Here is a 25288-nt window from a genome sequence, read left to right on the forward strand (position 1 = left end):
TTACCCGATCATTCTGTGATCAGATCGTCGAACTCACCGTCCTTCACGCCCCGCAGGAAAGCGATGATCTCGGCCGTCGTGAAACACAGGACGGCGCCGTCTGGCTGCCCGGAGTTGCGCATCGCGAAGCCGTCGCCGAGCGCGGCCAGTTCGACGGCCGGGCCGTGGCTGGAGCGGACCCAGGTCATGGCTTCACTCCCACCGCGCCGAAGATCGGGACGTCCGGGTCGAAGCGGAGCACGAGATCGTCGGGGCGCCAGTGCTTGAGCCGGACCAGGCCGGGTTCGATCATGGTCAGGCCCTCGAAGAACGCGGCCACCTCGGCGTCCGAGCGCAGCACGGCGGGCGAGTTCGCCCGGGCGTAGGCCCTGGTGGCCGCCTCCAGGCGTTTCGTGCGTTCCACGTGCGAGACGACCAGGCACGAGCCGGGGACCAGGTGGGACATCAGCGACGCCACCGCGCCATACGGGTCCTCGGCGTCGGTGACGAAGTGCAGGACCGCGACCATCAGCACGCCGACCGGGCGGGACAGGTCCAGCAGGCCGCGCAGTTCGGCGTCGGCCAGGATCTCCAGCGGTCGCCGGGCGTCGCCGGAGATTGCCACTGTCTGCGGATCGCGGGCGAGCAACGCGCGAGCGTGCACGAGCACCACCGGATCATTGTCCACGTAGACCACGCGGGCGTCGGGGTTGGCGCGTTGCGCGACCTGGTGCACGTTCTCCCGGGTGGGTAAACCCGCGCCGATGTCGATGAACTGGTCGATGCCCTGCTCCTCGGCCAGGAACCGGACCGCCCGGCCGAGGAAACGCCGGTTCGCCCACGCGATGTCGCGGGTCTGCGGGATCTCGCGGATGACTTCTTCCGCGCACTCCCGGTCGGCGAGGGTGTTGTCTTTGCCGCCCAGGTAGTAGTCGTACATGCGAGCCACGTTGGGGACCTTCACGTCGATCGTGACGGGTGGTGGCTCGGGGCGTCGATGCCGGCGGAGGTCCGCGTCGGGCGGCTCCATCGGCAGTCCGTGAGGGGTCATGGCTTCACGCTAGGAAAGCGGATCATCACCGTCTAGGATGTTGCCAGATGTTGCACGAGGCCCTCGATATGGCGCTCGACGATCTCCACTGCTTGCTCTCCGTGCACGGCCGAACGCGCAAGGCTGTCGAAGACCTTGGCGTACATGGCGACCTCGCCGGGCTGGGTGACGCGGATGAAGGCGGCGTACGTCTCGGTTTCGGCGGCGGTGTCGTCCAGGATCCAGAAGTCGCAGAGCGGCGGGTAGTGGGGGGAGCCCAGGGGGACGACGCCGAGCTGGACCGTGCGCAGGCGGGAGAGGTGGATCAGGTGGCGTAGTTGTTCCAGCATGACGTCCGGCGGCGCCATGGCGGCCATCAGGGCGGTCTCGCACAGGACCAGGTGGAACAGGGATTTGCCGGTCAGCAGCAGCTCGGTCCGCTCCATCCGGGCGTCCACGGCGGACTCCACGTCCGTCCTAATGCCGGACATTTCGGAAAATTCGGTGAATCGGATGGTGGCGTAGGCGCGGGTTTGGGCGACCGCTGGGATGAGGAAGGCGGAGAAGCTGCGAATCGAGCGGGTTCGTGCTTCTCGGTCGCGTAGTTCCTGCTGGAAGGCGGCGGATCCGACCTTCTCCAGGCGGCGCAGCTCGACGTACATCTTCTCGGTGTTGTCGCGCATGGCCAGGAGTTCGGCCAGGTCAGCCAGGGCGTGGCAGTGGAAGCACCACAGGCGCAGGTCGTCTTCGCTGGGCATGATCCGGCCGTGTTCCAGCTTGGACACTTTGGTGAAGTGCCAGCCGGCGCGGCCCGCGAGCTCCCGGCCGGTCACCCGCGCCCCGGCCCTGATCTCCCGAAGCCGGGCTCCCAGCGCCTCCCTGGCCTGCTGTGCGCCGCTGCTCACGCCAACGCCGCCCATGTCAGATCTCCCGGGAAATGTTGCTCCAGCCGCTATGCAAAGCGGTGCAAGTCCAGGCGGAAGGAGAGACGGCTCTAAGTGGTGCAGTGATATCCCTATTTACCCAGGTCATGGTTGCTATAGTCTCGGAGTGCTCTCGTCTCAGCATGTTGCACATGTTGCACGATGATCGAGAATTGTGGAAGTGATGTAGCGCGGCGGCGACTCTCTGGATGACAGGACTCCCTCACGGGAGGGTTGCCCTCATATCCGGTGACGGAAATATCCCCCGCCACCGGATATCAGCGGAGATCGACCTCCGCGTGCGGCTGGCCGCCGGACAGCTTCGGATAACCCGGTCCGCGGTCGAAGAACGCCTCCGACAGAACGGGCATACTCGCTCGAAGCTCCTCCGTGGCCGCCTCGTCCACGACCAAGTCGGCGGAGAGCACCACGCCGTACTCGTGCCGGGCGCACTCCAGGGACACCTTCCCGTCCCGCACGTCGTCCGCCACCCGCTGCGGCTCCCGCTCGAAGGGCGACCCCCAGCCACCCCCGCCGGTGGTGCGAACCCGGACGATCTCCCCTTCCCGCACGGGGAAGTCGTCCACGAGCCCGTCCATCTCGACCCCGTTGACGGTCACCACGAACGGCCGCCCGGCCCGCCCGCCGTTGACCCCCCAGCAGCTCAGGATCGACCGGTCCGCGATGGACATGAACGACGCGTCCCGCAACATCCGGATGTGCTTGTCGTAGCCGAGACCGCCCCGGAACCTCCCCGGGCCGCCGCTGTCCACGGCCAGGCCGAGGCGCTCCACCCGGAACGGCCAGCGGGCCTCGGCGAACTCGACCGGGATGTTCCGGGAATCCGGCACGATGTGAATGGTGTCCTCGCCATCGGCGTACCAGCGTCCGCCGGAGCCGCCGCCGAGGACCTCGCGCATCAGGTAGTCGTTGCCGTTGTGGTCGTGGCCGTACACGCCCGTGTAGCGGATCGTCTCCTGGTCGGCGGGCATGCGCCCGCCGGTCGCCTTGGCCAGCACCCCGGCGAGCACGCCAAGCAGGCGCAGGATCACGAACGTGCGGGCGTTGGTCGGGGCCGGGAAGATGGGCGTGAGCAGGGTGCCCTTCTCCGGGAACACCATCTTGATGAGCGGGACCACGCCCTCGTTGACGTCGAGCTCGGCCATGCGTTCCGGGGTCTCGGCCAGGTTGCGCAGGATCGGCGCCAGCCACTTCTTCAGGAACACCCCGTCGGCGTAGTCGCCCGCGTGGTTGATCGGGCCCTTGGCCTGCGGCGACGTGCCGGTGAAGTCGATGATCAGCGGCTCGGGGGCGGCGTGGTCGACGGTCAGCGTGATCCGCTGCGCGTGCAGCCGGGGCTCGTCCACGCCGTCGTGCTCGGCATAGTCCTCCCACACGTGCACGCCTTCCGGGATCTTCGCCAGCAGCTCGCGGCGGAAGGTCTCGGTGGTCTTGCCGATGATCGCGTCGAAGCAGGCGTCGACCGCGTCCCGGCCGTACCGGTCGAAGAGCTCGCCGAGGCGGCGGGCGCCCATCAGGCAGGCCGAGCATTCCGCGTCCAGGTCGCCGGCCAGCGAGTCGGGCATGCGCGAGTTGCGGGTCATGATCCGCAGCGCGGCGTCGTTGGGCGTGCCCTGGTCCCAGAGCCGGATCGGCGGGACCATCAGCCCTTCCTCGAACACGCTGCGCGCCCCCGACGGCATCGAGCCCGGGCAGGCCCCGCCGATGTCGTCGTGATGCCCGAACGCCTGCACGAACGCGACCACCTCCCCGGCGTGGAACACCGGGACGGTCACGCACAGGTCCGGCAGATGCCCGATGCCGCCTTCGGACAGGTACACGTCGTTGTGGAAGAACACATCGCCGGGACGCATGGTACCGATCGGGAAATCCCGGACGATCGGCTGCACCAGCGCCGAATACGACCGCCCGGTCAGCTTGCGCAGCTTGACGTCGTGGATGCCGGCCCGGAAGTCGTGCGCGTCCCGGATCATGGGCGAGCGGGCGGTCCTGGCGATGGCGGTCTCGACCTCCATCTCGACCGAGGCCAGCGTGCCTTCGACGATCTCGATCAGGATCGGGTCAGCCGAGCTCACGTCGGACCTCCAGGTTGCCGTAGTCGTCCATGGTCGCCGTGAAACCGGGATGGATCGGAAGCGTCGAGCCGTACTCCTCGATGACGGCGGGTCCGGTCACCACCGCGCCGGCGCCGAGCTCGCGCCGGCGATAGATCACCGTGCGGGCCCAGCTCTCGTAGAAGACGTCCCGCGTGCAGACCGGGCTGGGCTCCTCCGGCTGGTACGGCCTGCGCGCCACGGTCGGCCGGGTGATCGGCCCGATGCCGGAAACCCGCAGGTTCACCCATTCGACGGCGTGCTGGGGGTCGTCGCGGTAGCCGTACCCGTAAAGCTTGAAATGGGCTTCGTGGAAGCGCTCCAGGACGGCCTCGCGCCAGGCCGGGGTGAGGGGGCCTTCGGGCGCGGGCACGCGGACCTCGTAGGCCTGGCCGTAGTAGCGGAGATCGGCGCTGCGCGCGTACACGTGGTCGGTGAAGCCCTCCCGGTCCAGCGCCTCGGCGGCCTGCGCCTCCAGCTCCGCGAGGATCCCGGACATCGTCTCCAGCGACGGATCCCTGGTCACGTGGGTCCGGACATAGTCGTTCTTGACGTCCACGGTGAGCAGCCCGAACGCGGACACGTTGCCCGGCTCGGGCGGGATGATCGCGGCCTTGAGGCCCAGCACGTCGATCAGGCGGCAGGCCAGCAGCGGGCCCGACCCGCCGAACGCGACCAGCGGGAAGTCGCGCACGTCGAGGCCGCGCTTGACGGTGATCTGCCGGATCGCGTTGGACTGGTTGAACGCGCTGATCTCCAGGATGCCGGTCGCGCAGCGTTCCGGGGTGAGGCCGAGCTTGGCGGCCAGCCCCTCGATCCCGGCCCTGGCCGCCGCCGCGTCCAGCGGGATCTCGCCGCCGAGCAGGTGCGGGGGGACCCGGCCCAGGAACACGTGGGCGTCGGTGACGGTCACCTCGGTACCGCCCTTGCCGTAACACATCGGCCCCGGGTCGGCTCCCGCGGACTTGGGGCCGACCTTGAGGGTGCCCTCCGGGGAGATCCACGCGATCGAGCCGCCGCCCGCCCCCACGGTCACGATGTCGATCATCGGGATCTTGCACGGGTAGCGGCCGATGCTGCCCTCGGTGGTCTGGGAGGGCTCGCCGTCCACGACCACGGCCACGTCGGTGGAGGTGCCGCCGCCGTCCAGAGTGATCACGGAAGGGTGCCCCGCCGTACTCGCGATCAGGGCCGCGCCGAGCGCGCCCGCCGCGGGCCCGGACAGGACGGTGGTGATCGGCTGGTGCACCACCTCGGCGGCCGAGAGCACGCCGCCGTTGCTCTTCATCACCGAGAAGCTCCGCCCCAGCCGGTCGGAGAGGTTGTCGATGTATTTCCGCATGATGGGCTTCACGGCGGCGTCGACCAGGGTGGTCACGGAACGCTCGTACTCGCGGTATTCGCGCAGCACGTCGCTGGAGAGCGAGACGACCGCGTCCGGATGCTCCGTGGCCAGGACCTGCCGCATGCGGCGCTCGTGCTCCGGGTTGGCGTAGGAGTGCAGGAAGCACACTCCGATCGCGGTGACGCCCTGCTCGCGGAACCAGCGCGCGACCTCGATAGCCGCGCCCTCGTCGAACGGGCGCACCTCCGCGCCCAGATGGTCGAGCCGCCCGCCCACCGTCTTCACCCGGTGCACGGGCACGATCCTGGGTGGTTTCACCCAGAAGTAGGAGTTCCCGTACCCGTCCGGCACACTCTGGCGGGCGATCTCCAGGATGAACTCGAAACCTTCGGTCGTGACGAAGCCCAGGTGGGCGGTCCCGTCCTGCCGGTCTTCCAGCAGCTGGTTGGTGGCCACCGTGGTGCCGTGCACCAGCGCGGACACGGCGTCCAGACTCTCTGTGCTCCCGTGCAGTTCAAGAACCTTGTGCACCCCTGCCAGAAATCCGTCGGCCGGATTGGCAGGAGTAGAGGGAGTCTTGGTCGTGACGATCTGGCCGGAAGCCTCATCCACCAGAACCACGTCGGTGAACGTGCCGCCGGTGTCGACCCCGATACGGACGCTGTGCATGCTCCAGTTTCTACCGACGACCTGCGAGGTGTGAAATCAGCGCACTATGCCGAAGAATCTGGAAATCGTCGTCAGAGCCTGCCCGCCGACCTCACCCACGACCCGGCCGCCGCACCGGCCCCATGATGTGATCGATGTTCTGCGGCCCGACATACGCGGCCATCCTGGTCGCCCGATCATTGGCCCGCCGCAACTCCGCCTCGGCCCTGTCCTTCCCCGACTGCCCCGCCTGCACCCCGAAGTACGCCCCGATGATCGTCCCCACGACGCCGGCCATCCCCGCGAACAACGTCCCCGCTTCCCCGGTCCGCAGGACGGCCACCGCGAACCCGACCAGGATCACCACCAGCCCGGTGAGCACGACGTAGAAGCCGTACCGCCAGCGCGCGGCGTCCGACTGCGCTTCGGTCATGTCATCCGCGACCATCATCGCGTCCAGATCAGCGGGGGTCTCGCCTGGTGTGACCATGGTTCCTCCTGGGGCTCTCGGATACCTAGGGGAGAAATCTCCCACGAAGTCCCGGTCGTACCAAACCTTCGGAGACCAATGCCGCGCAACCGGTGGTGCCTGCTTCGAGCGCGGCGGCCCGGCTGTCTCGATCTGGTTGGTCAAGCCTCCTCCCTCGCTTCCGCCATCGGAACCGTAGGGCACGATGGGAGGGTGAGGAACGCGAGGCCAGGCTCAGTCGCGGAACTGGCGGGGTTGGTCGCCGAAGGCGGCGTGGTCGTGCTGAGCGGAGCGGGGCTGTCCACCGAATCCGGCATCCCCGACTACCGGGGCCCAACCGGGCGGGGCCGCCGGGCCGAACCCATGACGTACCAGAAATTCGCGGCCAGCGCGCAGGCCCGGCAGCGCTACTGGGCGCGTAGCTATATCGGCTGGCGGCAGTTAGACCTGGCCCTCCCCAACGCGGGACATCACGCGGTCGCCGAACTGGAGCGCTACGGCCTGGTCGAGGCGATCATCACCCAGAACGTGGACGGACTACACCAGGCGGCCGGGGCCCGGCGAGTGACCGAACTGCACGGCGGGCTCGACCGAGTGGTGTGCCTGGGCTGCCGGGAGCGCAGCCCTCGCGCCGACCTCGACCGGCGGCTACACGCGGCCAACCCCGGCTGGCACGCCACCGCCTCCCAGTTCAACCCCGACGGCGACGCGGTCCTGCCAGCCGAACTCGTCGCGGCCTTCCAGGTCGTCGATTGCCTGACCTGCGACGGGCTACTCAAGCCCGACGTGATCTTCTTCGGCGAGAACGTTCCCCGCCCCCGGGTCGACACGTGCTTCGCACAGGTCGCCGCGGCCCGCGCGCTGCTCGTCCTCGGCTCCTCGCTCACGGTCCGCTCCGGCTATCGATTCGTGGCACGGGCAGCGGCCCTCGGCATCCCGATCGCCATCGTCAACCAAGAACCGACGGCCGGTGACGACCTGGCTCTGATCCGACTGAACGCTCCCCTAGGCCCCACCCTCACCGCCGTCGTCAACGCGACACCGACACCCCGCCCAGCCTGAAATCCGTGGGTGGCCGGTGCCGAGAACGGGGTTGACGTCCATCCCAGCCGCGCCAGCGCAGCCGGCTGGTCACTGTTTCCAGATGGAGACGTGGACGGTTGGGCGGAATCTGGTTCTGGGGACGCCGGCTTCTGGGGAGTGCATGAGCTGGGTGGCGGCGGGGGTGCCGAGGAATTCCAGGAATGTGCTGGCCAGGGGGGAGCGGTTGCCTGGTTCCAGGGCGGTGGCGTACCAGCTGATGTTCATGGGGGTGGCCGCTGTCTCGATTACGGTGAGGTCGCCTTTGCGGAGGTGGCGGGTGACGAGGTGGCCGATGGCGGGGGCGATTCCGGTGCCCGCGGCGGCGGCGTCCCAGGCGGCTGTCTGGTTGGGGAAGACGCGGATGCGGGATTCGGGGACGCGGAGGCGCTGGAGTAATCGGCTGGCGTCGCTGGCGGGGTCTTCGACCGAGGGGTCGACCAGCCAGGTGTCCCGGTGGCCTGCCGGGGAGCCTACGGCGACCAGGCGGCAGCGGAGGACGGGCTCGCTGACCAGGCGTTCTCCGGTGATGCGGGGGCCCAGGGCGACGTCGGCGACGCGGCTGGTGAGGAGGAGGGGGATTTCCTCGCTGGCGGCTTCGCCGCAGGTGGTCTCCATGGCGCGGCGGCGGCCGAACACGTCGGTGAGGGAGGAGGCGACGAATTCGGCGATCGCGCCGGAGGCGACCAGGTGCAGGCGGTCGGCGCGGACCGTTTGTACGGCGGCTTCGGCTTCGGCGCCCAACGCGACCATCTGGGAGGCGATGGGGAACAGGCGGCGGCCGCCTTCGGTGAGGAGCATGCGGTCGCCGGATCTGACCACGAGGGGATCGCCCATGTGTACGCGCAACGCGGCCAGGGCTTGAGAGATCGCGGGTTCGCTGACGCCGAGGGCGCGGGCCGCGGCTTTGACCGATCCGAGCCTGCCGACGAAGACGAAGGCGCTCAGCTGGGTCAGGGTCACCTGTCCTCCCTCACCAAAGCTCAGGGCCGCGGTCTGACCTTCTTTCTAGACCCACCACCGGCATTAAGTAACCCCTTATTCGTGGATTGTGGCGGGATCCGGCGCGGGGGAAGGTGGCAAGTGCCTGCCGTTCCGTGCGCTGTCGCATGGGCGGGGCACTCGGCGAGGAGGTCGATATGCAGGTTCCGGCCAGCTTCGAGTTCGAGCGGGCCGAGAGCGTGCCACACGCTCTCGAACTGCTCGAACGGTACGGTCCTGAGGCCCGGCTGGTCGCCGGGGGTCACAGCCTGATCCCGATGATGAAGCTGCGGCTGGCCCAGCCGGACGCGCTGATCGACATCAACGGGCTCGCGGAGTTGTCCCAGCTGGGGGTGGAGGGGGACACGCTGGTCATCGGGGCGCTCGTCCGGCACGCCGCCCTGCTCGCCGACGAGGCCGTAGGCGCATATTTCCCGATATTTCATGAAGCGGAGCGGGTGATCGCGGATCCCGTGGTCCGCAACAGGGGGACGGTGGGGGGATCGCTCTGCCAGGCGGACCCCTCCGAGGATCTTTCCGCCGCGTTCGCCGCGGTAAGGGCGGACGCCGTCATCGTGGGGCCGGGCGGAAGCCGTACCGTCCCGATCCGGGAGTTCCACGTCGGGCCGTACGAGACGGTGGTCGAGCCCGGAGAGATCCTCACCGAGCTCCGGGTGCGGATCAAGCCGGGCGCGGGCAGCGCGTACGAGAAGGTCGAGCGGCGGGTCGGGGACTGGCCGGTGGCCGCGGCAGGGGCGTACCTGCGGACGAACGAAGGCATGATCGTCGAGGCGGGGCTTGGGCTGACGGCGGTGGGGGCGGAGCATTTCGCGGCGCCGGACGCGGAGGCGTACCTGATCGGGAAGGCGGCGGGGGAGGACGTGCTGCGGGAGGCGGCGCGGATCGCCGCAGCGAGTTGCGAGCCGCAGGCCGATCAGCGCGGCCCGGTCGACTACAAGCGGCATCTCGCCGGAGAACTCACCTACCGGGCGCTCAGCCGCGCCGCCGAGAGGAGCCGAGCATGAGGGTCAGTGTCACGGTGAACGGCCAGAACTACGTGCGGGACGTCGAGCCGAGGCTGCTGCTGGTGCACTTCCTGCGGGACGAACTCCGCCTTACCGGCACGCACTGGGGGTGTGACACCTCCAACTGCGGGGTGTGCGTGGTGCAACTCGATGGCGTACCGGTGAAATCGTGCACGGTGCTCGCGGTCATGGCCGACGGGCACGAGGTGACGACCGTGGAGGGGCTGGAGAAGGACGGCGCGCTTGATCCCGTTCAGGAGGGGTTCGTGCAGTGTCACGGGCTGCAGTGCGGGTTCTGCACGCCGGGCATGCTGATGACCGCCCGCTGGCTGCTCGACCGCAACCCCGACCCGGACGAGGGCGAGATCCGCGAGGCCATTTCCGGGCAGCTGTGCAGGTGCACCGGCTACGAGAACATCGTCCGTTCGGTGCGCTGGGCGGCGGAGAAGGAGGCGTCGGTATGAGCACTCCGATGGGATTCGGCCGCATGCACCGCAAGGAGGACGCGCGCTTCATCCGGGGCCGCGGCGGCTATGTGGACGACGTCAACCTGCCCGGCATGTTGTACGGCGCGATCCTGCGCAGCCCGCACGCGCACGCCAGGATCGTCTCCATCGACACCTCGGCGGCGCTCGCCCACCCGAAGGTCAAAGCGGTCATCACCGGCGAGACGCTGGCGGGGCTGAACCTGGCCTGGATGCCGACCCTGTCGGCCGACACGCAGGCCGTGCTGGCCACCGACAAGGTCAGGTTCCAGGGGCAGGAGGTCGCGTTCGTCGTCGCCGAGGACCGGTATTCGGCGCGGGACGCGCTGGAGCTGATAGACGTCGAGTACGACGCGCTGGACGCCGTGATCGACGCCAGGAAATCCCTGGACCCGGACGCGCCGATCATCCGCGACGATCACGAGGGCCGGGCCGACAACAAGATCTTCGACTGGGAGGCCGGGGACAAAGCCACCACCGACGCCGTTTTCGCCCAGGCTGAGGTGACGGTCACGCAGGACATGCTGTACCCGCGCGTGCACCCCGCCCCGCTGGAGACCTGCGGCGCGGTGGCCGACTTCGACAAGGTCACCGGCAAGCTGACCGTCTGGTGCCCGACCCAGGCCCCGCACGCCCACCGCACCCTCTACGCCCTGGTCGCCGGCCTCCCCGAACACAAGATCCGCGTCATCTCCCCCGACATCGGCGGCGGCTTCGGCAACAAAGTCGGGATATATCCGGGATATGTCTGCGCGATCGTCGGGTCGATCGTCACCGGCAAACCCGTCAAATGGATGGAAGACCGCTCAGAGAACCTGATGAGCACCTCCTTCGCCCGGGACTACCACATGCGCGGCGAAGTCGCCGCCACCCGGGACGGCAAGATCCAGGCCATCCGCGTCAAGGTCCTCGCCGACCACGGCGCCTTCAACGGCACCGCCCAGCCGACCAAGTTCCCCGCCGGCTTCTTCCACGTTTTCACCGGCTCGTACGACCTGCGGGCCGCCCACTGCGAAGTCACCGGCGTCTACACCAACAAGGCCCCCGGCGGCGTCGCCTACGCCTGCTCCTTCCGCATCACCGAAGCCGTCTACCTGGTCGAACGCATGATCGACGTGCTCGCCATGGAACTCGGCGCCGACCCCGCCGAACTGCGCATGAAGAACCTGCTCCGCTCCGAGCAGTTCCCATACACCTCCCCGACCGGCTGGGAGTACGACTCCGGCGACTACCAGAAGACCCTGCAACTCGCCATGGACATGGCCGGATACGACGCGCTCCGCCGCGAGCAGGCCGAGAAGCGGGACCGCGGCGAGCTCATGGGCATCGGCATCGCGTTCTTCACCGAGGCCGTCGGCGCCGGGCCGCGCAAGCACATGGACATCCTCGGCCTCGGCATGGCCGACGGCGCCGAACTCCGCGTGCACCCGACCGGCAAGGCCGTGCTCCGCGTCTCCTGCCAGTCCCAGGGCCAGGGCCACGAGACCACGTTCGCCCAGATCGTCGCCTCCGAACTGGGCATCTCCCCTGACGACGTGGACGTCGTGCACGGCGACACCGACCAGACGCCCTTCGGGCTCGGCACGTACGGCTCCCGCTCCACGCCCGTCTCCGGGGCCGCCGCCGCGATGGTGTCCAGAAAAGTCAGGGAACGCGCCCGCCAGGTGGCCGCCGCCATGCTGGAGGCCTCCCCTGAGGACCTCGAATGGGCCGTCAACGAGTCCGGCGGGGCGTGGACGGTCGCCGGAACCGGAGCGGGCAAGACCATCCAGGAGATCGCCCTCGCCGCCCATTCCAGCCTGGAACTCCCCGAAGGCATCGAAGGCCACCTGGACGCCACCTGTGTCTACAACCCGCCCAACCTGACCTACCCGTTCGGCGCGTACATCTGCGTGGTCGACGTCGACCCCGGCACCGGCCAGGTCAAGGTCCGCCGCTTTATCGCGGTCGACGACTGCGGCGTGCGCATCAACCCCATGATCGTCGAAGGCCAGGTTCACGGCGGTCTCGCCGACGGCGTCGGCATGGCGCTCATGCAGCTCATGGCCTTCGACGAGGACGGCAACCACCTGGGCGCCTCCTTCATGGACTACCTGCTCCCGACCGCGATGGAATGCCCCTCCTGGGAACTGGGCGAAACGGTCACTCCCTCTCCGCACCACCCCATCGGCGCGAAGGGCGTCGGCGAATCGGCCACCGTGGGCTCGCCTCCCGCCGTGGTCAACGCCGTCCTCGACGCTCTCAGGCCCTTTGGGGTACGGCATGCGGATATGCCCCTCACCCCCGCCGGAGTCTGGCGCGCGATGCAGGGCAACCCCATCCGTACGGACCTGGCTATCTCATGACATTCCCGGCCAGGCGGCTTCGGGCCGCTTGGCCGGGCATCCACGGAGAACAAAACCAACGGAAATGGTCAAATCATGACCACACACCACAGCCCCGACGAATTCCTTGGGATGCCGGAGATCCGGCGTGCTGCGGTGCCTTCTCGGCCGGAGGGTCGTTTCAGTGGATCGGCTTCGGCTGGGTGGGATGCCGGGCTCGGCCAGCGGGTGAGGGCGTTGAGCGCGGGGCGGCAGCCGTACGTGATGGCGACCGTCGTCCGGGCGGCGCGGCCCACCAGCGCCAAGGCCGGGGACCGCGCCCTCGTGCTGGCGGACGGGACGATCGAAGGGTTCGTCGGGGGGCATTGCGCCTTGGCGGCGGTGCGTACCCAGGGGCTTCGGCTGCTGACCGACGGCAGTTCCACGCTGCTGCGGATCACGCCGGAGGCGGCGGAGCCGTACGAGGAGGAGGGGCTGGTCGCGGTCGGGCAGCCATGCCTGTCTGGCGGGACCTTGGAGATCTTCCTCGAAGCGGTGATCCCGCCCAAGCTCGTCCTCGTGTACGGCCAGGGGCCGATCGCGCAGTCCCTCGACACGGTCGGATCCGCGCTGGGCTACGCGACCGAGCTCACCGACGACCCTCTTGTGGCGCTTGCTCCGGACACGTCCGCCGTGATCGTGGCGTCTCATGGTGTGGCCGAGGTTCCGATCCTGACCCGTGCCATCGAAGCCCGGGTTCCGTACATCGGCCTGGTCGCCAGCCGCAAGCGGGGCAGTGCCGTACTGGCGGGAATTCCGGGCTCCGAAGACGTGCACAGCCCCGCAGGGCTCGATCTTGGCGCCAGGACCCCCGCGGAGATCGCTCTCACCGTCTACGCGGAGGTGCTCGCCGCCCGAATGTGAAGATCTGCAAGCGCGGACTCGACCGAGGGGGCAGATCTTGCCGTTATCCTCGCTGCTCTAGATTCTCTAGTGTGCGGCATTGGAGGTGGGAGCATTGAAGGTCGTCGGCAGCGCTCTGCTCGGGGTGGAACGTGCGAAAGTCTGGTCCGCGCTGCAGGATCCCGGCGTGCTCGTCCGGACGATCCCCGGCTGCGAACGTCTGGAGTCCATCGGCGTCGACACCTACCGCATGACCGTCCACGCCGGAGTAGCGTCGATCAAGGGCGTCTACCAGGGCGAGGTCGCCCTGGCCGAACCCGAGGAGCCGGAGCGTTTCGTACTGCGGGCGCGCGGCCAGGGCGCTCCGGGCACGGTGGACGCCACCGTCCGGGTGCAGCTCAGCGAGGTGGACGGCGGAACCCGCGTCGACTATGACGCCGAAGCAATCGTGGGTGGCATGATCGGCGGCGTCGGCCAGCGCATGCTCGGCTCGGTCGCCCGCAAAACCGCCGGCGAGTTCTTCTCCGCCGTCGAGGAACACCTCCTCGCCGGCCCCGCCGTCGTCGTGCCCTCGATCGAAGCCCAGGCCCCGGCCGCGGAGACCGCCCAGATCTTCACCCGCCCCCCGCAAGCCGCCACCGCGAAGCAGGGCCCTCCACCCTGGGCGGTCATCACGGCATTCGGCATGGGCGCCGGCATCGCCCTCGGCAGCGCGGTCATCGGCTGGCTCCTCGGCCGCTCCCGCAAACGGTGACGCACGTAAGCGCACCTGCGCAACGGTGCCGCTCGCGTGACCTGCATGCGTCGGGGCAGGTCGCGTTCGAGCAACGGTGCCGTCCGCGTGAGCGCATCTCCCCTGCGCACGGCGGCGTAGGTCGCGTTCGAGCAACGGTGACGCGCACGTGAGCACATCTCACCGGGGCACTATCGCCGTGAGCGATCATTTGGGCGTAGGTTTGCCCTATGCGGGAGGCTCACGCGGAGGACGCACGATCTGAGGCCAAGCGACTGATTCTCGACCTGTTGGGCGAGGAACGCCCCACAGCCGGAACTTTGCTCAAAGAGGCGCAAGCCGTACTCGGCCGGGAACGCACCCGCCGCGCCGCCGAACTGGCCCGCGGCGCCCCCCTCACCCGCCGATCGGCCGAACTCGCCGCCATCGCGGCCCTCTTCGTGGGTACGGGCGAGCTAGGCCCCGGCTGGTGGACGGTCAGCCGCGGCGGCGCCCTCCCACCCCCCGAGGAAGTCCTCGTCAAAGCCGCCTCCCTGGACCCCTGGGCGGACCTGACCGTCCTGGAAATGCTCGCCGCCTGGATCTCCGACGACGTCGCCGACGCCATCTGGGGCCCACCCGTCGGCACCGCCGACCTCAACTCCTGGCAAGCGGAAGACCGCGTCCCCCTCCCTCCCGACGCACGCGCCGGAAACCGCCTGGTCGTCGCCTTCGACGCCGGCGGCCGCCTGGACGCCGTCGTCGTCACCCGCAAAGACGACGACCTCGGCTCCAACCTCGACTTCTCCTCCCTCCGCTACTCCCGCCCCGCCGAAGCCCAATGGAGCTGGGGCGTCGCCGCCGGTCTCGGCCCCCACCCCCTCCCCGACGAACACCCCGACCCCTACACCGACCCAGTCGACCCCACCCCCAGCACAATCCTCCGCGACTGGGCCCTCCACCACGGCGCAACCCTCGACCATGTCGGCCCACCCTGGGAAACCCGAGGCGACGCAACCGCCGCCGTCGAACGCGTCGACTGGATGTGGCGCAGCGCCGAATGGTTCGCCTGGTGGCGCGCCGTCTCCGCCCTCATCGACGCCGAACCGGACCAGCTCGCCCGCCGCATTGACGACATGACCCAATAAAGGCAACCGAGGATTTCGCCTAGGCTTGGTCGACGTCCACCACGTCTTTCTTAGGCATCAGGCAGATTGGCGCCCACCGCGGGCGAGCGAGGCCCGATGAATCGTTTGCCGAGAATCGGGACCGCTTGTTCTGCGGACCTATCTCAGGCGGTGGAGTCCGTTCGATCTGGAGCGTGTGCGGCGCCGAGACGGGAGCGGACGTTTTCGGCTTCCGGTACGCCCAGTTGGTCGTACAGGGCGAGCGCCTGCTGCCAGCATTCTTCGGAGCGGACTGCGTTACCCGTGTTGAGCAGGGAGAATCCCATCTGGTCGAGGGTGCGGGCCTGCTGGTAGAGGTCGCCGATGGCGCGGGCGATTTCGAGCGCCTGGCCGTAACCGTTCAGCGCGATGTCGTGGCGCCCGGCTCGCTGGTGCACGCCCGCGATCTGACGGAGGGCCTGTGATTCGATGAATCTCTCGGAGATCTCGATGGCGATGTTCCGGGCTTTCTGGAAGTGGATGAAGGCTTCGTTGTCGCGGCCCATGCGAACATAACAACTGCCGATATTGTTAAGGGCGTCGGCTTCGCCGCGCCGGTCCCCGATCTCCTGGTAGAGCTTCACCGCATTCCGGTAGTACTGATTGGCTTCGGCGAGATCACCCATGTACTGGCGCACGTTGGCGATATTGTTGAAACATATGGCCTGATGCTGCGGGCCCATTTCCGGGTCGGCGGCCGTGGCTTGCTCGTAGTACTGGAGTGCGGACGCGGCGCGCCCGAGCTGTAGTTCGAAGTCGCCCATGTTGTTCAACGTGATCTGCTTGCCGCGTGGATCGTCGACCTCCTGCCAGATGGCCAAGGACTGACGTATCCGGCTATCGCCCTCGGGATAGTCGCCCAGATGCCACAGGGCGATGCCCAGGTGGCTGAGGCTTGCCGCCTCGCCTCGCCGGTCGCCCAGAGCGCGATGAGTCTGAAGCGCCAACTCGCAGTACTCCAGGGCGATCGTGTATTCGGAGCGGTGTATGTGGATGACACTGATCAGATCGAGCGTGTCGGCGATGGCATGCTGGTCGTTCAGGATGCGCTGGATGGTCAGCGCCTGGGTGGCCTGTTCGAGGGCGTCGTCCTGATTGCCGGCCCGCCACAACATGCGGGCGATATCGGCGCGTGCCTGTGCCACACCGGCCTGGTCCCCGAGGTCTCGCCACGCGTCGATCGCGCGTCGATGCAGGACCGCGGCTTCCTTCCAGTGCCCGGATGTCTCCAAGAATTGGCTGAGCACGCGCGCAAGTAATGCCGCGGGTCTCAGCCAGTGATCGTCGGCGGCATACGCGGCGAGAAGAAGGAGGTTGTCCACTTCGACGGTGAACCAATTCCGTGCGTCTTCCGCGGTCTCCAGCCGGGGCAGGACCGGCGGTGGGTCACCGACTTCCAATGGCAGGCGCACGCGCCGAGAATGGAGAAGCTGATCGGCGCGATCCGCGGTGTGCAGGTAGAAGTCGAGGAGCCGGGAACGTGCCATGCGGCGTTCGGACTCCGGCCGCTCGGCGGAGAGTTGGCGCGCGTAGTCGCGGATGAGGTCGTGGAATTGGTATCGGCCGCGTCGCGGTTCAGCGATGAGGTGGTGATCGAGCAGATCGTCCAGGATTCGTTCCGCGGTGTGCGGATCCGTGTCGAGCAACGCCGCGGAGCTGTCGACACCGAAGTCGGCGCCTGGATGGAGTCCGAACAGCCGGAACGCCTCCTGATGCTGCGGGCCGAGTCCCTGATACGACAATTCGAAGGCCGCGGTGATCTCTTGATTGGCGGCCCGGATCTCGGCCAGCCTGCGGTTGTTGTCGCTGAGCCGCGCGACCAGGTCCGCGACCTGCCAGGACGAGCGGTGCTGGATCCGGGTTCCGACCAGTTGGATGGCCATGGGAAGGTAGCCGCACAGCCGCATGAGCGTGGCGACCTCGTCCGTCTCGCGGGCGCGGCCGTGACCGATGATCCGGCCGAACAGCGTGGCCGCGTCTTCTGGCGGCAGCGCTTCCAGCGGAAGCGATTGAATGTCGTTCAGCCCGGCCAGGCGAAGTCTGCTGGTGATCAGGACCAGGCACCCAGGCGTGCCTGGCAACAGATGGCGGATCTGCTCGTGCCCCGCCGCGCCGTCCAGCACGATCAGGGTTTTGCGCCGGGCCAGCTCCGCCCGCCACAATGTCGCGCGCTCGTCCAGGCCGTCCGGGATCCGGGCGGCGGGAACGCCGAGCATCCGTAGCAATTGGCCCAGCGCGGCGAGGGGATCGAGCGGTACGCGCTCCGTGTCATGGCCATAGAGATCGAGGTGGAGTTGCCCGTCCGGATACCGCTCGGCGAGCCGATGCGCCACATGCACGGCCAGCGCGGATTTCCCGACCCCCGGCATTCCGTGGATGGCCAGCACGGTGACGGCCGTCTCGTGTGGTGTGGCCATGGCCAGCAATCGGGTGATCTCGCTGGTGCGACCGGTGAAGATGGACGTGTCGCGCGGCAGATTGTTCCTCGCTCGGCCCACGCCGGGGAACAGCAGCAACGAGGCATCGCCGCGAAGAATGCGCTGGTGGAGTTCCCGCAGTTGCGGACCGGCCTCGGATGCGTATCCGGTGACCAGATGCTGCCGGGTTCGCCGGTACGCGTCCTGGGCCTCGACCTGACGGCCGCTGCGGTAGAGCGCGGTCATTAGCAATTCGACCAGTTTCTCGTGGTACGGGTAGGCGTCCACGAGTGCCGAGAGTTCCGCCACCATGTCGGCGTGCCGTCCGAGCTGTAGTTCGAATTCTATGCGCTCGACAGCGCCACCGAGGAGCTCGTCTTCGATGCCCTTTCTGGTGCGGTCCACCCAGGATCCGGAAAGGCCCGCCAGCGGTTCCCCACGCCACAGCGCCGCCGCCAAGTTCAATAACCGCACGGCCTCCTGCTCGTCACCGCTTTCGGCGATGGCGCGCGCCTGGACGCGCAATTGCCGGAAGCGGTAGTAATCCACGTTCTCGGGATCCGTCTCCAGAATGTACGACCCGCCACGGCTGCTGACCTGGGCGTCGGCCCCGATTTCCTGCAGCCGTGTTCGCAGCCGGGTCACTTTGGTGTACAAATTGTCCCGCGCTTTATTCGGCGGATTGCCGTCCCATACACGGTCGATGAGCATTTCGGTCGGGACCGGCTGACCTGGCGTGAGTGCCAAAGCCGCCAGCACATGGCGCTCCCTGGCCCACCCCACGTTATGGCGCGTCTGTTTGTGCCAGATTTCGATGGGCCCGAGTATGCGGAATTCCATGATAGCCCCAATGTAGGGGACAGGACTTTCCGAGAGTTTCTCACTATTGGATACCGAAATCCAGGATGTAAACCGCTCCGCCCTGATCTGTAAGGTTCGCCGCACCGATGCCTGAGCTCCTCGCTGGAACGAGCCACGGCGCGCTGCGATACCTCCGACCCCGTGTAGGACCGAATGCCGTTTCAGCAGGAGGACTTCGTATGGGTATATCGATCGACAAGGCAGGTCTAGGAGTGCTACCGTACTAATTGTCACGGCCAAAAACTGATTATTCGGTCGGCCGCAACAGGTAAGAATCAGACATTTGGTGACACTGTCGTCGAAATTCATAGACAGCACAGCGCGGCAGCACTATGGGGCCGCAGCAGGAGGTTGACCAAAGATGCTCACGCTCATCCTGCTTGGGCCGTGGATGTTCATGTTTTAAGTGGACATCCATCGCAAAGACCTCCGATCAAGAATCGGAGGTCTTTATGCTGCGAGCCCACCGATCTGCAGCCGCAAGCGATCATCCTAGCCGCCCCAGAACCGTTCGGATCGCACCCGCCCGGCGGCCCCGTACGCCGACGACATCGATGGTCACGCCTATCGCACAGCACAGTGGCCATGTGCAGAACCGACCGCCTGGCACCTTGCAAGCCCGCGTGAACCGGGTTCGCGGATAGGCCACTCCAGATCGCTCTTGGCTGGCAAGATGATGCGCCATGGCTCGGGGGATGTTGTGGCGCATCATGGTTGCTGGTGGGGCTGTTGCGGTGCTGGTGGGCTGTGCGGCGAGTGAGGGTGGGACGCCGCAGCCGCTGAATACCGTGCTGGGGGCCGGGCAGCCGATCACGGTCTCGTCGCCGACGCCCTCGCCGACACCGGTTGGACCGGCTGGCGTGCTTCCTATCCCGGGTGAGGTCGGGAAGATCGACATGGGCGAGTTACCGCCGGTGGTCAGTTCGATTCCGACGAGCAGGAAGGTGGTCTTCCTCACCATCGACGACGGGTGGGAGCAGGATCCGGGGTTCGCCACGCAGGTGCTGAAGAAGCGGATCCCGATCACCGTGTTCGCGATGCGGGACGCCGTGGAGGCGAGAGGGCCGGTCGACCCGGCGGCCACCGGGGGGCGGTTCGTGGGGGCGGGCGGCTGGTCGTACTTCCAGGATCTGGGGGTGCCGATCGAGAATCACACGCTGACGCATCCGAATATGCGGACGCTCGGGTTCGACGCGCAGAAGGCGGAGATCTGCGGGGCGTCGCGGGCGATCAAGCGGCGAATGGGGGTACGGCCGCTGCTGTTCAGGCCGCCGTTCGGGAACTACAACACCGATACGCTGCGGGCGGCGAAAGAGTGCGGGATCAGAGTGGTGCTGCTGTGGACCGCGAGCGTGCAACCGGGCGGGAAGATCGCCTATCAAACGCCGGACAAGAAGCTGCACGCGGGGGACATCCTGCTGCTGCACTTCCGTCCGAACCTGTCCAGGGATTTCCGCGTCCTCGTCAACAAGATCAAGCGGCGGGGGTTCGCGCTGGGCAACCTCGATGCCTACCTCGACGAGGCGATGCGGTGACCTGCGGACGGCGGACGGCCGTCCCCTGTCACTAGCCGCCGGGACGGGCCGAAGGCGACTCCCCCAGCCGATTCCGCGACCGCTCACCTTTTCCTGGGCGGGCCCGTTCAGCTGGAGCGCAAAGACACGGCCGAGCTCCCCGAGGCCAGCGGCGACGCGATCCCCACACTCCAGCGATGCCGCCTATTGAAGGAGCGGCAGGTCCACTCAGCGACGGGGCACAGGGCGGAGTGGTCATGGACAGACGATCGCGAACCGTCACCCGGGAGGCGTACCTGGGAATCACCCCCGCGGTGGACGCCGTGGGCCTGGGTGTTTGCCCATGATTGGTCCCGTAAGGGCTCCCGGGAAGTCGGGGCGGCGGTCCCTGTGAACCGGGACATCGCCTCCGGCATTCTCGGTTAGGCACGGGGTTGGTGCCGGGATCCGAGGCGGGGGGCCTCGGGTCTTCGGCCTGCCGTCAGGCAGGCGGCAACTGATGTGACGTAGATCGCAGGCACCCGACCCTCCATTGCTCTACAGACCGTAGTACTACTTGAAGTAGAACTACGTCTTGTAGAGCTCCGGAACACCCCGGAGGGGGATATGGAAGCACTTGATCTGGCACGGTGGCAGTTCGGGGTCACCACCGTTTACCACTTTCTCTTCGTACCCCTGACGATTGGTCTGGGCGTGTTCGTGGCGGGGTTGCAGACCGCCTGGCACCGCACGGGCAAAGAGCACTACCTCACGCTGACCAAGTTCTTCGGGAAGCTGTTCCTGATCAACTTCGCGATGGGCGTGGTCACCGGCATCGTGCAGGAGTTCCAGTTCGGCATGAACTGGAGCGAGTACTCAACGTTCGTCGGCGACGTCTTCGGGGCGCCGCTGGCCATGGAGGCGCTGCTTGCGTTCTTCCTGGAGTCCACGTTCCTGGGGCTGTGGATCTTCGGTTGGGACCGGCTGCCCAAGCGGGTGCATCTGGCCTGCCTGTGGATCGCGGTGATCGGCTCCAATCTGTCGGCATATTTCATCCTGGCGGCCAACGCGTGGATGAAGCACCCGGTCGGCTACCAGGTCGTGGACGGTAAGGCGCAGATGACCGACCTGTGGGCGGTGCTGACCAACTCGACGGCGCTGGCCCAGGTGCCGCACGTGGTGGGCGCGTCGTTCGTGGTGGCGGGCGTGTTCGTGCTCGCGGTCAGCGGCTACCGCATCCTGAAGGACCGCGGCACGAAGGGCCTGCTCCCCCGCAAGGCCGACTTCACCACCCCCCATGAACGGAAATTTCCGGACATGTGGCGGACGAGTCTTCGCGGGGCGCTTGTCATGACGGCGATCGCGGGGGTGGTCGTCGCGGGGAGCGGGGACCTGTCGGGGCAGCTCCTCCGCGAGCAGCAGCCGATGAAGCTGGCGGCGGCCGAAGGGCTGCGGCAGGACACCGCGGGCGCGCCGTTCTCGCCGGTGCCGGGCGTGGAGATTCCGTACCTGCTGAGCCTGCTCGCCGCGCACGACCCCAACGCCGTCGTGCAGGGCGTCGACGACATCCAGCAGCGGTTCGAGGCCCAGTTCGGGCCGGGCGACTACATGCCCAACCTGCCCGTCGTGTTCTGGTCGTTCCGGGTGATGGTCATGCTGGGGTCGGCGGCCATCGGCCTGTCCGTGCTGGGGTTGTGGCTGACCCGGGGCCGGGGCCGCCGGGCCAGGAACGTGCCGACCTGGTTCGCCAAGGCGTGCGTGCTCGCGCTGCCGCTGCCGGTGCTCGCGATGATCGCGGGCTGGCTGCTCAGCGAGATCGGCCGCCAGCCGTGGACGGTCGCGGGCGAGCTCCTCACCGCCGCCAGCGTCTCCCCCGGCGTCACGCTCACCGAGATCGCCATCTCCCTCGCCGTCTTCACCGCCCTGTACGGCCTGCTCGCCCTGGCCGAAGCCGGACTCATCCTCCGGCACGTGAAGGCCGGTCCCGAGGTCCCCGCCACGCGCTCCGACGAAGATTCCGACGAGACCGTGCTGATCCCCCGTCAGCTCCAGGCCGAATCCCGGCCGACCCTGATGTATTAACCAGAAACCCGTCCCGTAGCCAGCCGCATAGCCACCGACCAGGCGACTCACCGCTGCGGCCGTCCAGATCACGACTTTCTAATTAATACTGAGGTTCCCGCCATGACCACGTTCTGGTTCATCGTCATCGCGTTCCTCTGGACGGGCTATTTCGTCCTGGAGGGATTTGACTTCGGCGTCGGCGCGCTGCTGCCGGTGCTGTCCCGGGGGCCGGCCGAGCGCCGCCAGGTCCTCGGCACGATCGGCCCGGTCTGGGACGGCAACGAGGTGTGGCTGATCTCCGCGATCGGCGCCATGTTCGCCGCCTTCCCGGCCTGGTATTCGGGCTTAATGAGCGAGTTCTACCTGGCCATGGTGCTGATCGTGGCGGGCCTCATCGTCCGCGGCGTCGGTCTGGAGTGGCGCGGCAAGGTGCGCTCGGGCAGGGAGGTGGCGCTGTGCGACGCGGGGATCGTGACCGGCAGCGTGCTGGTGGCGTTCCTGTGGGGGGCGATCTTCGGCAACCTGCTGTTCGGCACGGGCCTGGCCACCATGCTCGGGGGCGCGCTGTCGCTGTCGCTTTCGGTGCTGCACGGCGCGGTGTTCGTGGCGCTGAAGACCGACGGCGCGGTGCGCGCCCGGGCCCGGCTGGCGGCGTTGCTGGCCTCGGTCGGGACGTTGCCGGTCGCCGTCGCGGGGCTGTCCGCGCTCCCCAGCGGGGTGGACTCGGCTCCGCTGTGGGGGGTGGCGGGGGCCGCGATGGCGGCGCTCGCGGCCGGGGTGGCGCTGGTGTGGCGGCGGCGGGAGGGGTGGGCGTTCGCGGCCACCGCGTCCGCGATCGCGCTGGCCACGGCGTCGCTGTTCGGGGCGCTCTATCCGGCGCCGCTGCCCGGGCTGACCGTGGCGGAGATGGCGTCGGCGCCGTACACGCTGACGGTGCTCACCTGGATTGGGTTGGTGGCCCTGCCGGGGGTCATCGCCTATCAAAGCTGGACGTACTGGGTCTTTAGGAAGCGGTTGACCCGAGTCTGAGGCGGGGGCGCGGCTTGCGATCTTTTCCCTAGCTGGGGAGACTACTGATAGTCAGATTGCATAGCCTTGGGTAACCAACGAGGAGCGCCCTTGTCTGCCGTCGCCGGGCTCGTGCCCGCCCCCCGCTCGGCTCGTTACCGGATCTCCATGGTGGTGCTGTTCGGCGCGCTGCCCCTGATCGGTCTGGCGGTCGCCGTCCCGGCCGCGTGGGGGTGGGGGCTCGGCTGGCGGGACGTGGGCATCGCCGCGGTGATGTACACGATCTGCATCTTCGGCATCGGGGTCGGCTTCCACCGGCTGTTCACGCACCGGGCGTTCAAGGCTTCCCGCCCGCTGCGGATCGCGCTGGCGGTGGCCGGGTCGCTGGCCATGGAGTCCCCGCTCACCTCCTGGGTGTCGGAGCACCGAAGACACCACAAATACGCCGACCGCGAGGGGGATCCCCACTCCCCCTGGCGGTATGGCGAGGACTGGAAGGGCCTGGCCAAGGGCCTGATCTTCGCGCAGGTGGGCTGGTTCATCGTCGGCGCCGAACGCGCCGATCCCCGGCACTACGCCCCCGACATCCTGGGCGACCGCGACCTGCGCCGCTTCTCGATGCGCACCTACGCGGCCTTCGGCGCGGTCTCGATGCTGCTGCCGCCGCTCGCGGGCGGCCTGCTCTCCTGGTCCTGGCACGGCGCGCTCACCGCGTTCGTCTGGGGCTCCCTCGTGCGGTACGCGTTGGTTCACCACGTCACCTGGCTGGTCAACTCGATCTGCCACACCTTCGGGGACCGGGAGTTCGCCACCTCCGACCGGGCGGGGAACGTGCGCTGGGTGGCGCTGCTGACGTTCGGCGAGGGCTGGCACAACTACCACCACGCCGACCCGACCGCGGCCCGGCACGGCGTGCTCAAGGGCCAGTGGGACGCCAGCGCCCGGCTGATCTGGCTGTTCGAGAAGTTCGGCTGGGCGTTCGACGTGCGCTGGCCCGATCAGCAGCGGGTGAGCGCGAAACGGAGTGTGGCGCGATGAGCTATCTGGACCGTTACGAGCGGTTGCTGGCGAAGGATCCGGCGCAGGCCGTGCAGGCGGTCGCGCACTGGATCGGCGCCGAGTGGCGGCCGTTCTTCGCCGAACTCCGCGAGGCCCGGCCGGTGCTGGCGACGCCCGCGTTCACGCTGGTGACCCGGTTCGCGGATGTCATCGAGGTGCTGTCGCGGGAGAAGGTGTTCACGGTCCGGCTCTACGGGGAGCCGATGGAGGCCGTGCTGGGCGGGCCGTACATGCTGACGCAGGACGCCACTCCGCTGCACTGGGCCGAACGGGGGCTGACCCAGGCGGTGCTGCCGGCGCACGACGTGCCGCGGGTTCGCGAGCTGGCCGGGCGATACGCGGACGAGGCCCTGGATATGGCCCTGCCCGCCGGGCGGATCGACGCGGTGGAAGGGCTCGCGCGGTATGTCCTGCTGCGGATCTGCGGTGACTACCTGGGGGTTCCCGGGCCGGATCCGGCGACGTTGTCCGAATGGTCGCGGGCGTCGATGCACGACATCATTAGAAATCTTCCTCGTGATCCGAATGTGCATGCGACGGCCTGCGCGGCGGGTTCCGCGTTGCGGGCGCATGTCAGCGAGTTGATCGCGGAACGCAGGCGGACCCCCGGGGAGGACGCGCTGTCGCGGCTGGTCTCGCTCGTCCCGCCCGCCTCGCTCGGCTTCGACGAGCTCCGGCTGATGGTGAACGGCGCCGGGCTGCCGCTCGGCCTGGTGGAGAACGCCGCCCAGTCGATCGTCCAGATCATCCGGCACCTGCTCGGCCGCGAGGACGGCGTCCGCGAGGAGGCCATCGCCGCCGCCCGTGCCGGCGAGCCCTTCGACGGCTACGCCTGGGAGGCCCTGCGCTTCGCCCCCTTCAACCCGCTCATCTTCCGGTTCTGCGAGCGCGACCACCGCCTGGCCTCGGGCACGCTCATCAAGGCGGGCACCCCGGTCTTCGCCTGCACCTCCTCGGCGGGCATGGACGAGGAGGCGGTGGCCGACCCGGCGGATTTCCGGACCGACCGCCCGGACTTCGTCCGCCTGCATTTCGGCTACGGCCCCCACGACTGCGTCGGCAAACACGTCGGCGTCGCCGTCATCCCCGAGGTGGTCCGCCGGGTGCTGCGGCGACCGGGCGTGGCCTTGCTCCCCGGCGAGCCAATCGATTTCGACGGTGGACCGTTCCCGCGCCGCTTCCCGATCTCCCTGGGAGCGTCGTGACGGCGGGTGCGGGAGCCA

General features: G+C 68.3%; 20 protein-coding genes. 12 read left to right on the forward strand and 8 right to left on the reverse strand.

The window, feature by feature from the left end; translation table 11 throughout:
* Nucleotides 1–8 precede the first annotated feature (8 nt).
* From ABGB08_RS20945 to ABGB08_RS20970, 6 genes are all read right to left on the reverse strand, one after another.
* Nucleotides 9–188: a DUF397 domain-containing protein gene (locus ABGB08_RS20945; RefSeq protein ID WP_347592730.1), complete on the reverse strand. Its 180-nt coding sequence runs from the start codon at nt 186–188 to the stop codon at nt 9–11.
* Nucleotides 185–1030: an SAM-dependent methyltransferase gene (locus ABGB08_RS20950; protein ID WP_347592732.1), complete on the reverse strand. Its 846-nt coding sequence runs from the start codon at nt 1028–1030 to the stop codon at nt 185–187. The genes ABGB08_RS20945 and ABGB08_RS20950 overlap by 4 nt, the downstream gene beginning before the upstream one ends.
* Nucleotides 1031–1062: 32 nt before the next feature.
* On the reverse strand, nt 1063–1929 hold the full coding sequence (locus ABGB08_RS20955) for a helix-turn-helix transcriptional regulator (protein WP_347592734.1): 867 nt from the start codon (nt 1927–1929) through the stop codon (nt 1063–1065).
* 281 nt (nt 1930–2210) lie between these two features.
* Nucleotides 2211–4028, reverse strand: coding sequence for a hydantoinase B/oxoprolinase family protein (locus tag ABGB08_RS20960; protein WP_155358998.1), 1818 nt, complete (start codon nt 4026–4028; stop codon nt 2211–2213).
* On the reverse strand, nt 4015–6060 hold the full coding sequence (locus ABGB08_RS20965) for a hydantoinase/oxoprolinase family protein (protein ID WP_347592736.1): 2046 nt from the start codon (nt 6058–6060) through the stop codon (nt 4015–4017). The genes ABGB08_RS20960 and ABGB08_RS20965 overlap by 14 nt, the downstream gene beginning before the upstream one ends.
* Before the next feature lie 91 nt (nt 6061–6151).
* The gene (locus ABGB08_RS20970) at nt 6152–6529 is read right to left on the reverse strand and encodes a hypothetical protein (protein ID WP_347592738.1); all 378 of its coding nucleotides are present in this window, start codon (nt 6527–6529) and stop codon (nt 6152–6154) included.
* Between the two features lie 192 nt (nt 6530–6721).
* Here ABGB08_RS20970 and ABGB08_RS20975 point away from each other — a divergent pair, with 192 nt between their 5' ends.
* Nucleotides 6722–7570 (forward strand): NAD-dependent protein deacetylase, encoded by an 849-nt coding sequence (locus tag ABGB08_RS20975; RefSeq protein ID WP_347592740.1) that lies wholly within the window; start codon nt 6722–6724, stop codon nt 7568–7570.
* Between the two features lie 69 nt (nt 7571–7639).
* Here the strand turns inward: ABGB08_RS20975 and ABGB08_RS20980 are convergent, their stop codons facing one another.
* The gene (locus ABGB08_RS20980) at nt 7640–8551 is read right to left on the reverse strand and encodes a LysR family transcriptional regulator (RefSeq protein ID WP_347592742.1); all 912 of its coding nucleotides are present in this window, start codon (nt 8549–8551) and stop codon (nt 7640–7642) included.
* A 176-nt stretch (nt 8552–8727) separates the two neighbouring features.
* On the opposite strand from ABGB08_RS20980, the gene ABGB08_RS20985 reads away from it, so the two are divergent.
* The 6 genes from ABGB08_RS20985 (at nt 8728) to ABGB08_RS21010 (ending at nt 15145) form a co-directional block, all read left to right on the forward strand.
* Nucleotides 8728–9594: a xanthine dehydrogenase family protein subunit M gene (locus ABGB08_RS20985; protein WP_347592744.1), complete on the forward strand. Its 867-nt coding sequence runs from the start codon at nt 8728–8730 to the stop codon at nt 9592–9594.
* Nucleotides 9591–10058 (forward strand): (2Fe-2S)-binding protein, encoded by a 468-nt coding sequence (locus ABGB08_RS20990; RefSeq protein ID WP_155359004.1) that lies wholly within the window; start codon nt 9591–9593, stop codon nt 10056–10058. The genes ABGB08_RS20985 and ABGB08_RS20990 overlap by 4 nt, the downstream gene beginning before the upstream one ends.
* Nucleotides 10055–12424: an aerobic carbon-monoxide dehydrogenase large subunit gene (locus ABGB08_RS20995; RefSeq protein WP_155359003.1), complete on the forward strand. Its 2370-nt coding sequence runs from the start codon at nt 10055–10057 to the stop codon at nt 12422–12424. Before ABGB08_RS20990 ends, ABGB08_RS20995 begins: the two co-directional genes overlap by 4 nt.
* Before the next feature lie 75 nt (nt 12425–12499).
* On the forward strand, nt 12500–13306 hold the full coding sequence (locus ABGB08_RS21000; RefSeq protein WP_347592747.1) for an XdhC family protein: 807 nt from the start codon (nt 12500–12502) through the stop codon (nt 13304–13306).
* Between the two features lie 85 nt (nt 13307–13391).
* Nucleotides 13392–14039 (forward strand): carbon monoxide dehydrogenase subunit G, encoded by a 648-nt coding sequence (locus ABGB08_RS21005; protein WP_347592749.1) that lies wholly within the window; start codon nt 13392–13394, stop codon nt 14037–14039.
* A 209-nt stretch (nt 14040–14248) separates the two neighbouring features.
* On the forward strand, nt 14249–15145 hold the full coding sequence (locus tag ABGB08_RS21010) for a hypothetical protein (protein WP_347592751.1): 897 nt from the start codon (nt 14249–14251) through the stop codon (nt 15143–15145).
* Between the two features lie 143 nt (nt 15146–15288).
* Here ABGB08_RS21010 and ABGB08_RS21015 read toward each other — a convergent pair whose 3' ends face one another.
* Nucleotides 15289–18420, reverse strand: coding sequence for a tetratricopeptide repeat protein (locus tag ABGB08_RS21015; protein WP_347592753.1), 3132 nt, complete (start codon nt 18418–18420; stop codon nt 15289–15291).
* Nucleotides 18421–19301: 881 nt separating this feature from the next.
* Here ABGB08_RS21015 and ABGB08_RS21020 point away from each other — a divergent pair.
* The 5 genes from ABGB08_RS21020 (at nt 19302) to ABGB08_RS21040 (ending at nt 25270) form a co-directional block, all read left to right on the forward strand.
* Complete coding sequence (locus ABGB08_RS21020; RefSeq protein ID WP_347592755.1) at nt 19302–19976, forward strand: polysaccharide deacetylase family protein; 675 nt, start codon at nt 19302–19304, stop codon at nt 19974–19976.
* Between the two features lie 585 nt (nt 19977–20561).
* Nucleotides 20562–22016, forward strand: a complete 1455-nt coding sequence (locus tag ABGB08_RS21025) for a cytochrome ubiquinol oxidase subunit I (RefSeq protein WP_347592757.1) — start codon at nt 20562–20564, stop codon at nt 22014–22016.
* A 102-nt stretch (nt 22017–22118) separates the two neighbouring features.
* On the forward strand, nt 22119–23027 hold the full coding sequence (gene cydB, locus ABGB08_RS21030; RefSeq protein ID WP_347592759.1) for a cytochrome d ubiquinol oxidase subunit II: 909 nt from the start codon (nt 22119–22121) through the stop codon (nt 23025–23027).
* A 147-nt stretch (nt 23028–23174) separates the two neighbouring features.
* Entirely contained in the window at nt 23175–24044 is an 870-nt protein-coding gene (locus ABGB08_RS21035) for a fatty acid desaturase (protein WP_347592878.1), read from the forward strand.
* Complete coding sequence (locus tag ABGB08_RS21040) at nt 24041–25270, forward strand: cytochrome P450 (protein WP_347592761.1); 1230 nt, start codon at nt 24041–24043, stop codon at nt 25268–25270. Before ABGB08_RS21035 ends, ABGB08_RS21040 begins: the two co-directional genes overlap by 4 nt.
* Nucleotides 25271–25288: the final 18 nt, after the last annotated feature.

Origin of the sequence: Acrocarpospora sp. B8E8, assembly GCF_039871605.1 — a bacterium.
In the GTDB taxonomy this organism is placed as follows: Bacteria; Actinomycetota; Actinomycetes; order Streptosporangiales; family Streptosporangiaceae; genus Acrocarpospora; species Acrocarpospora macrocephala.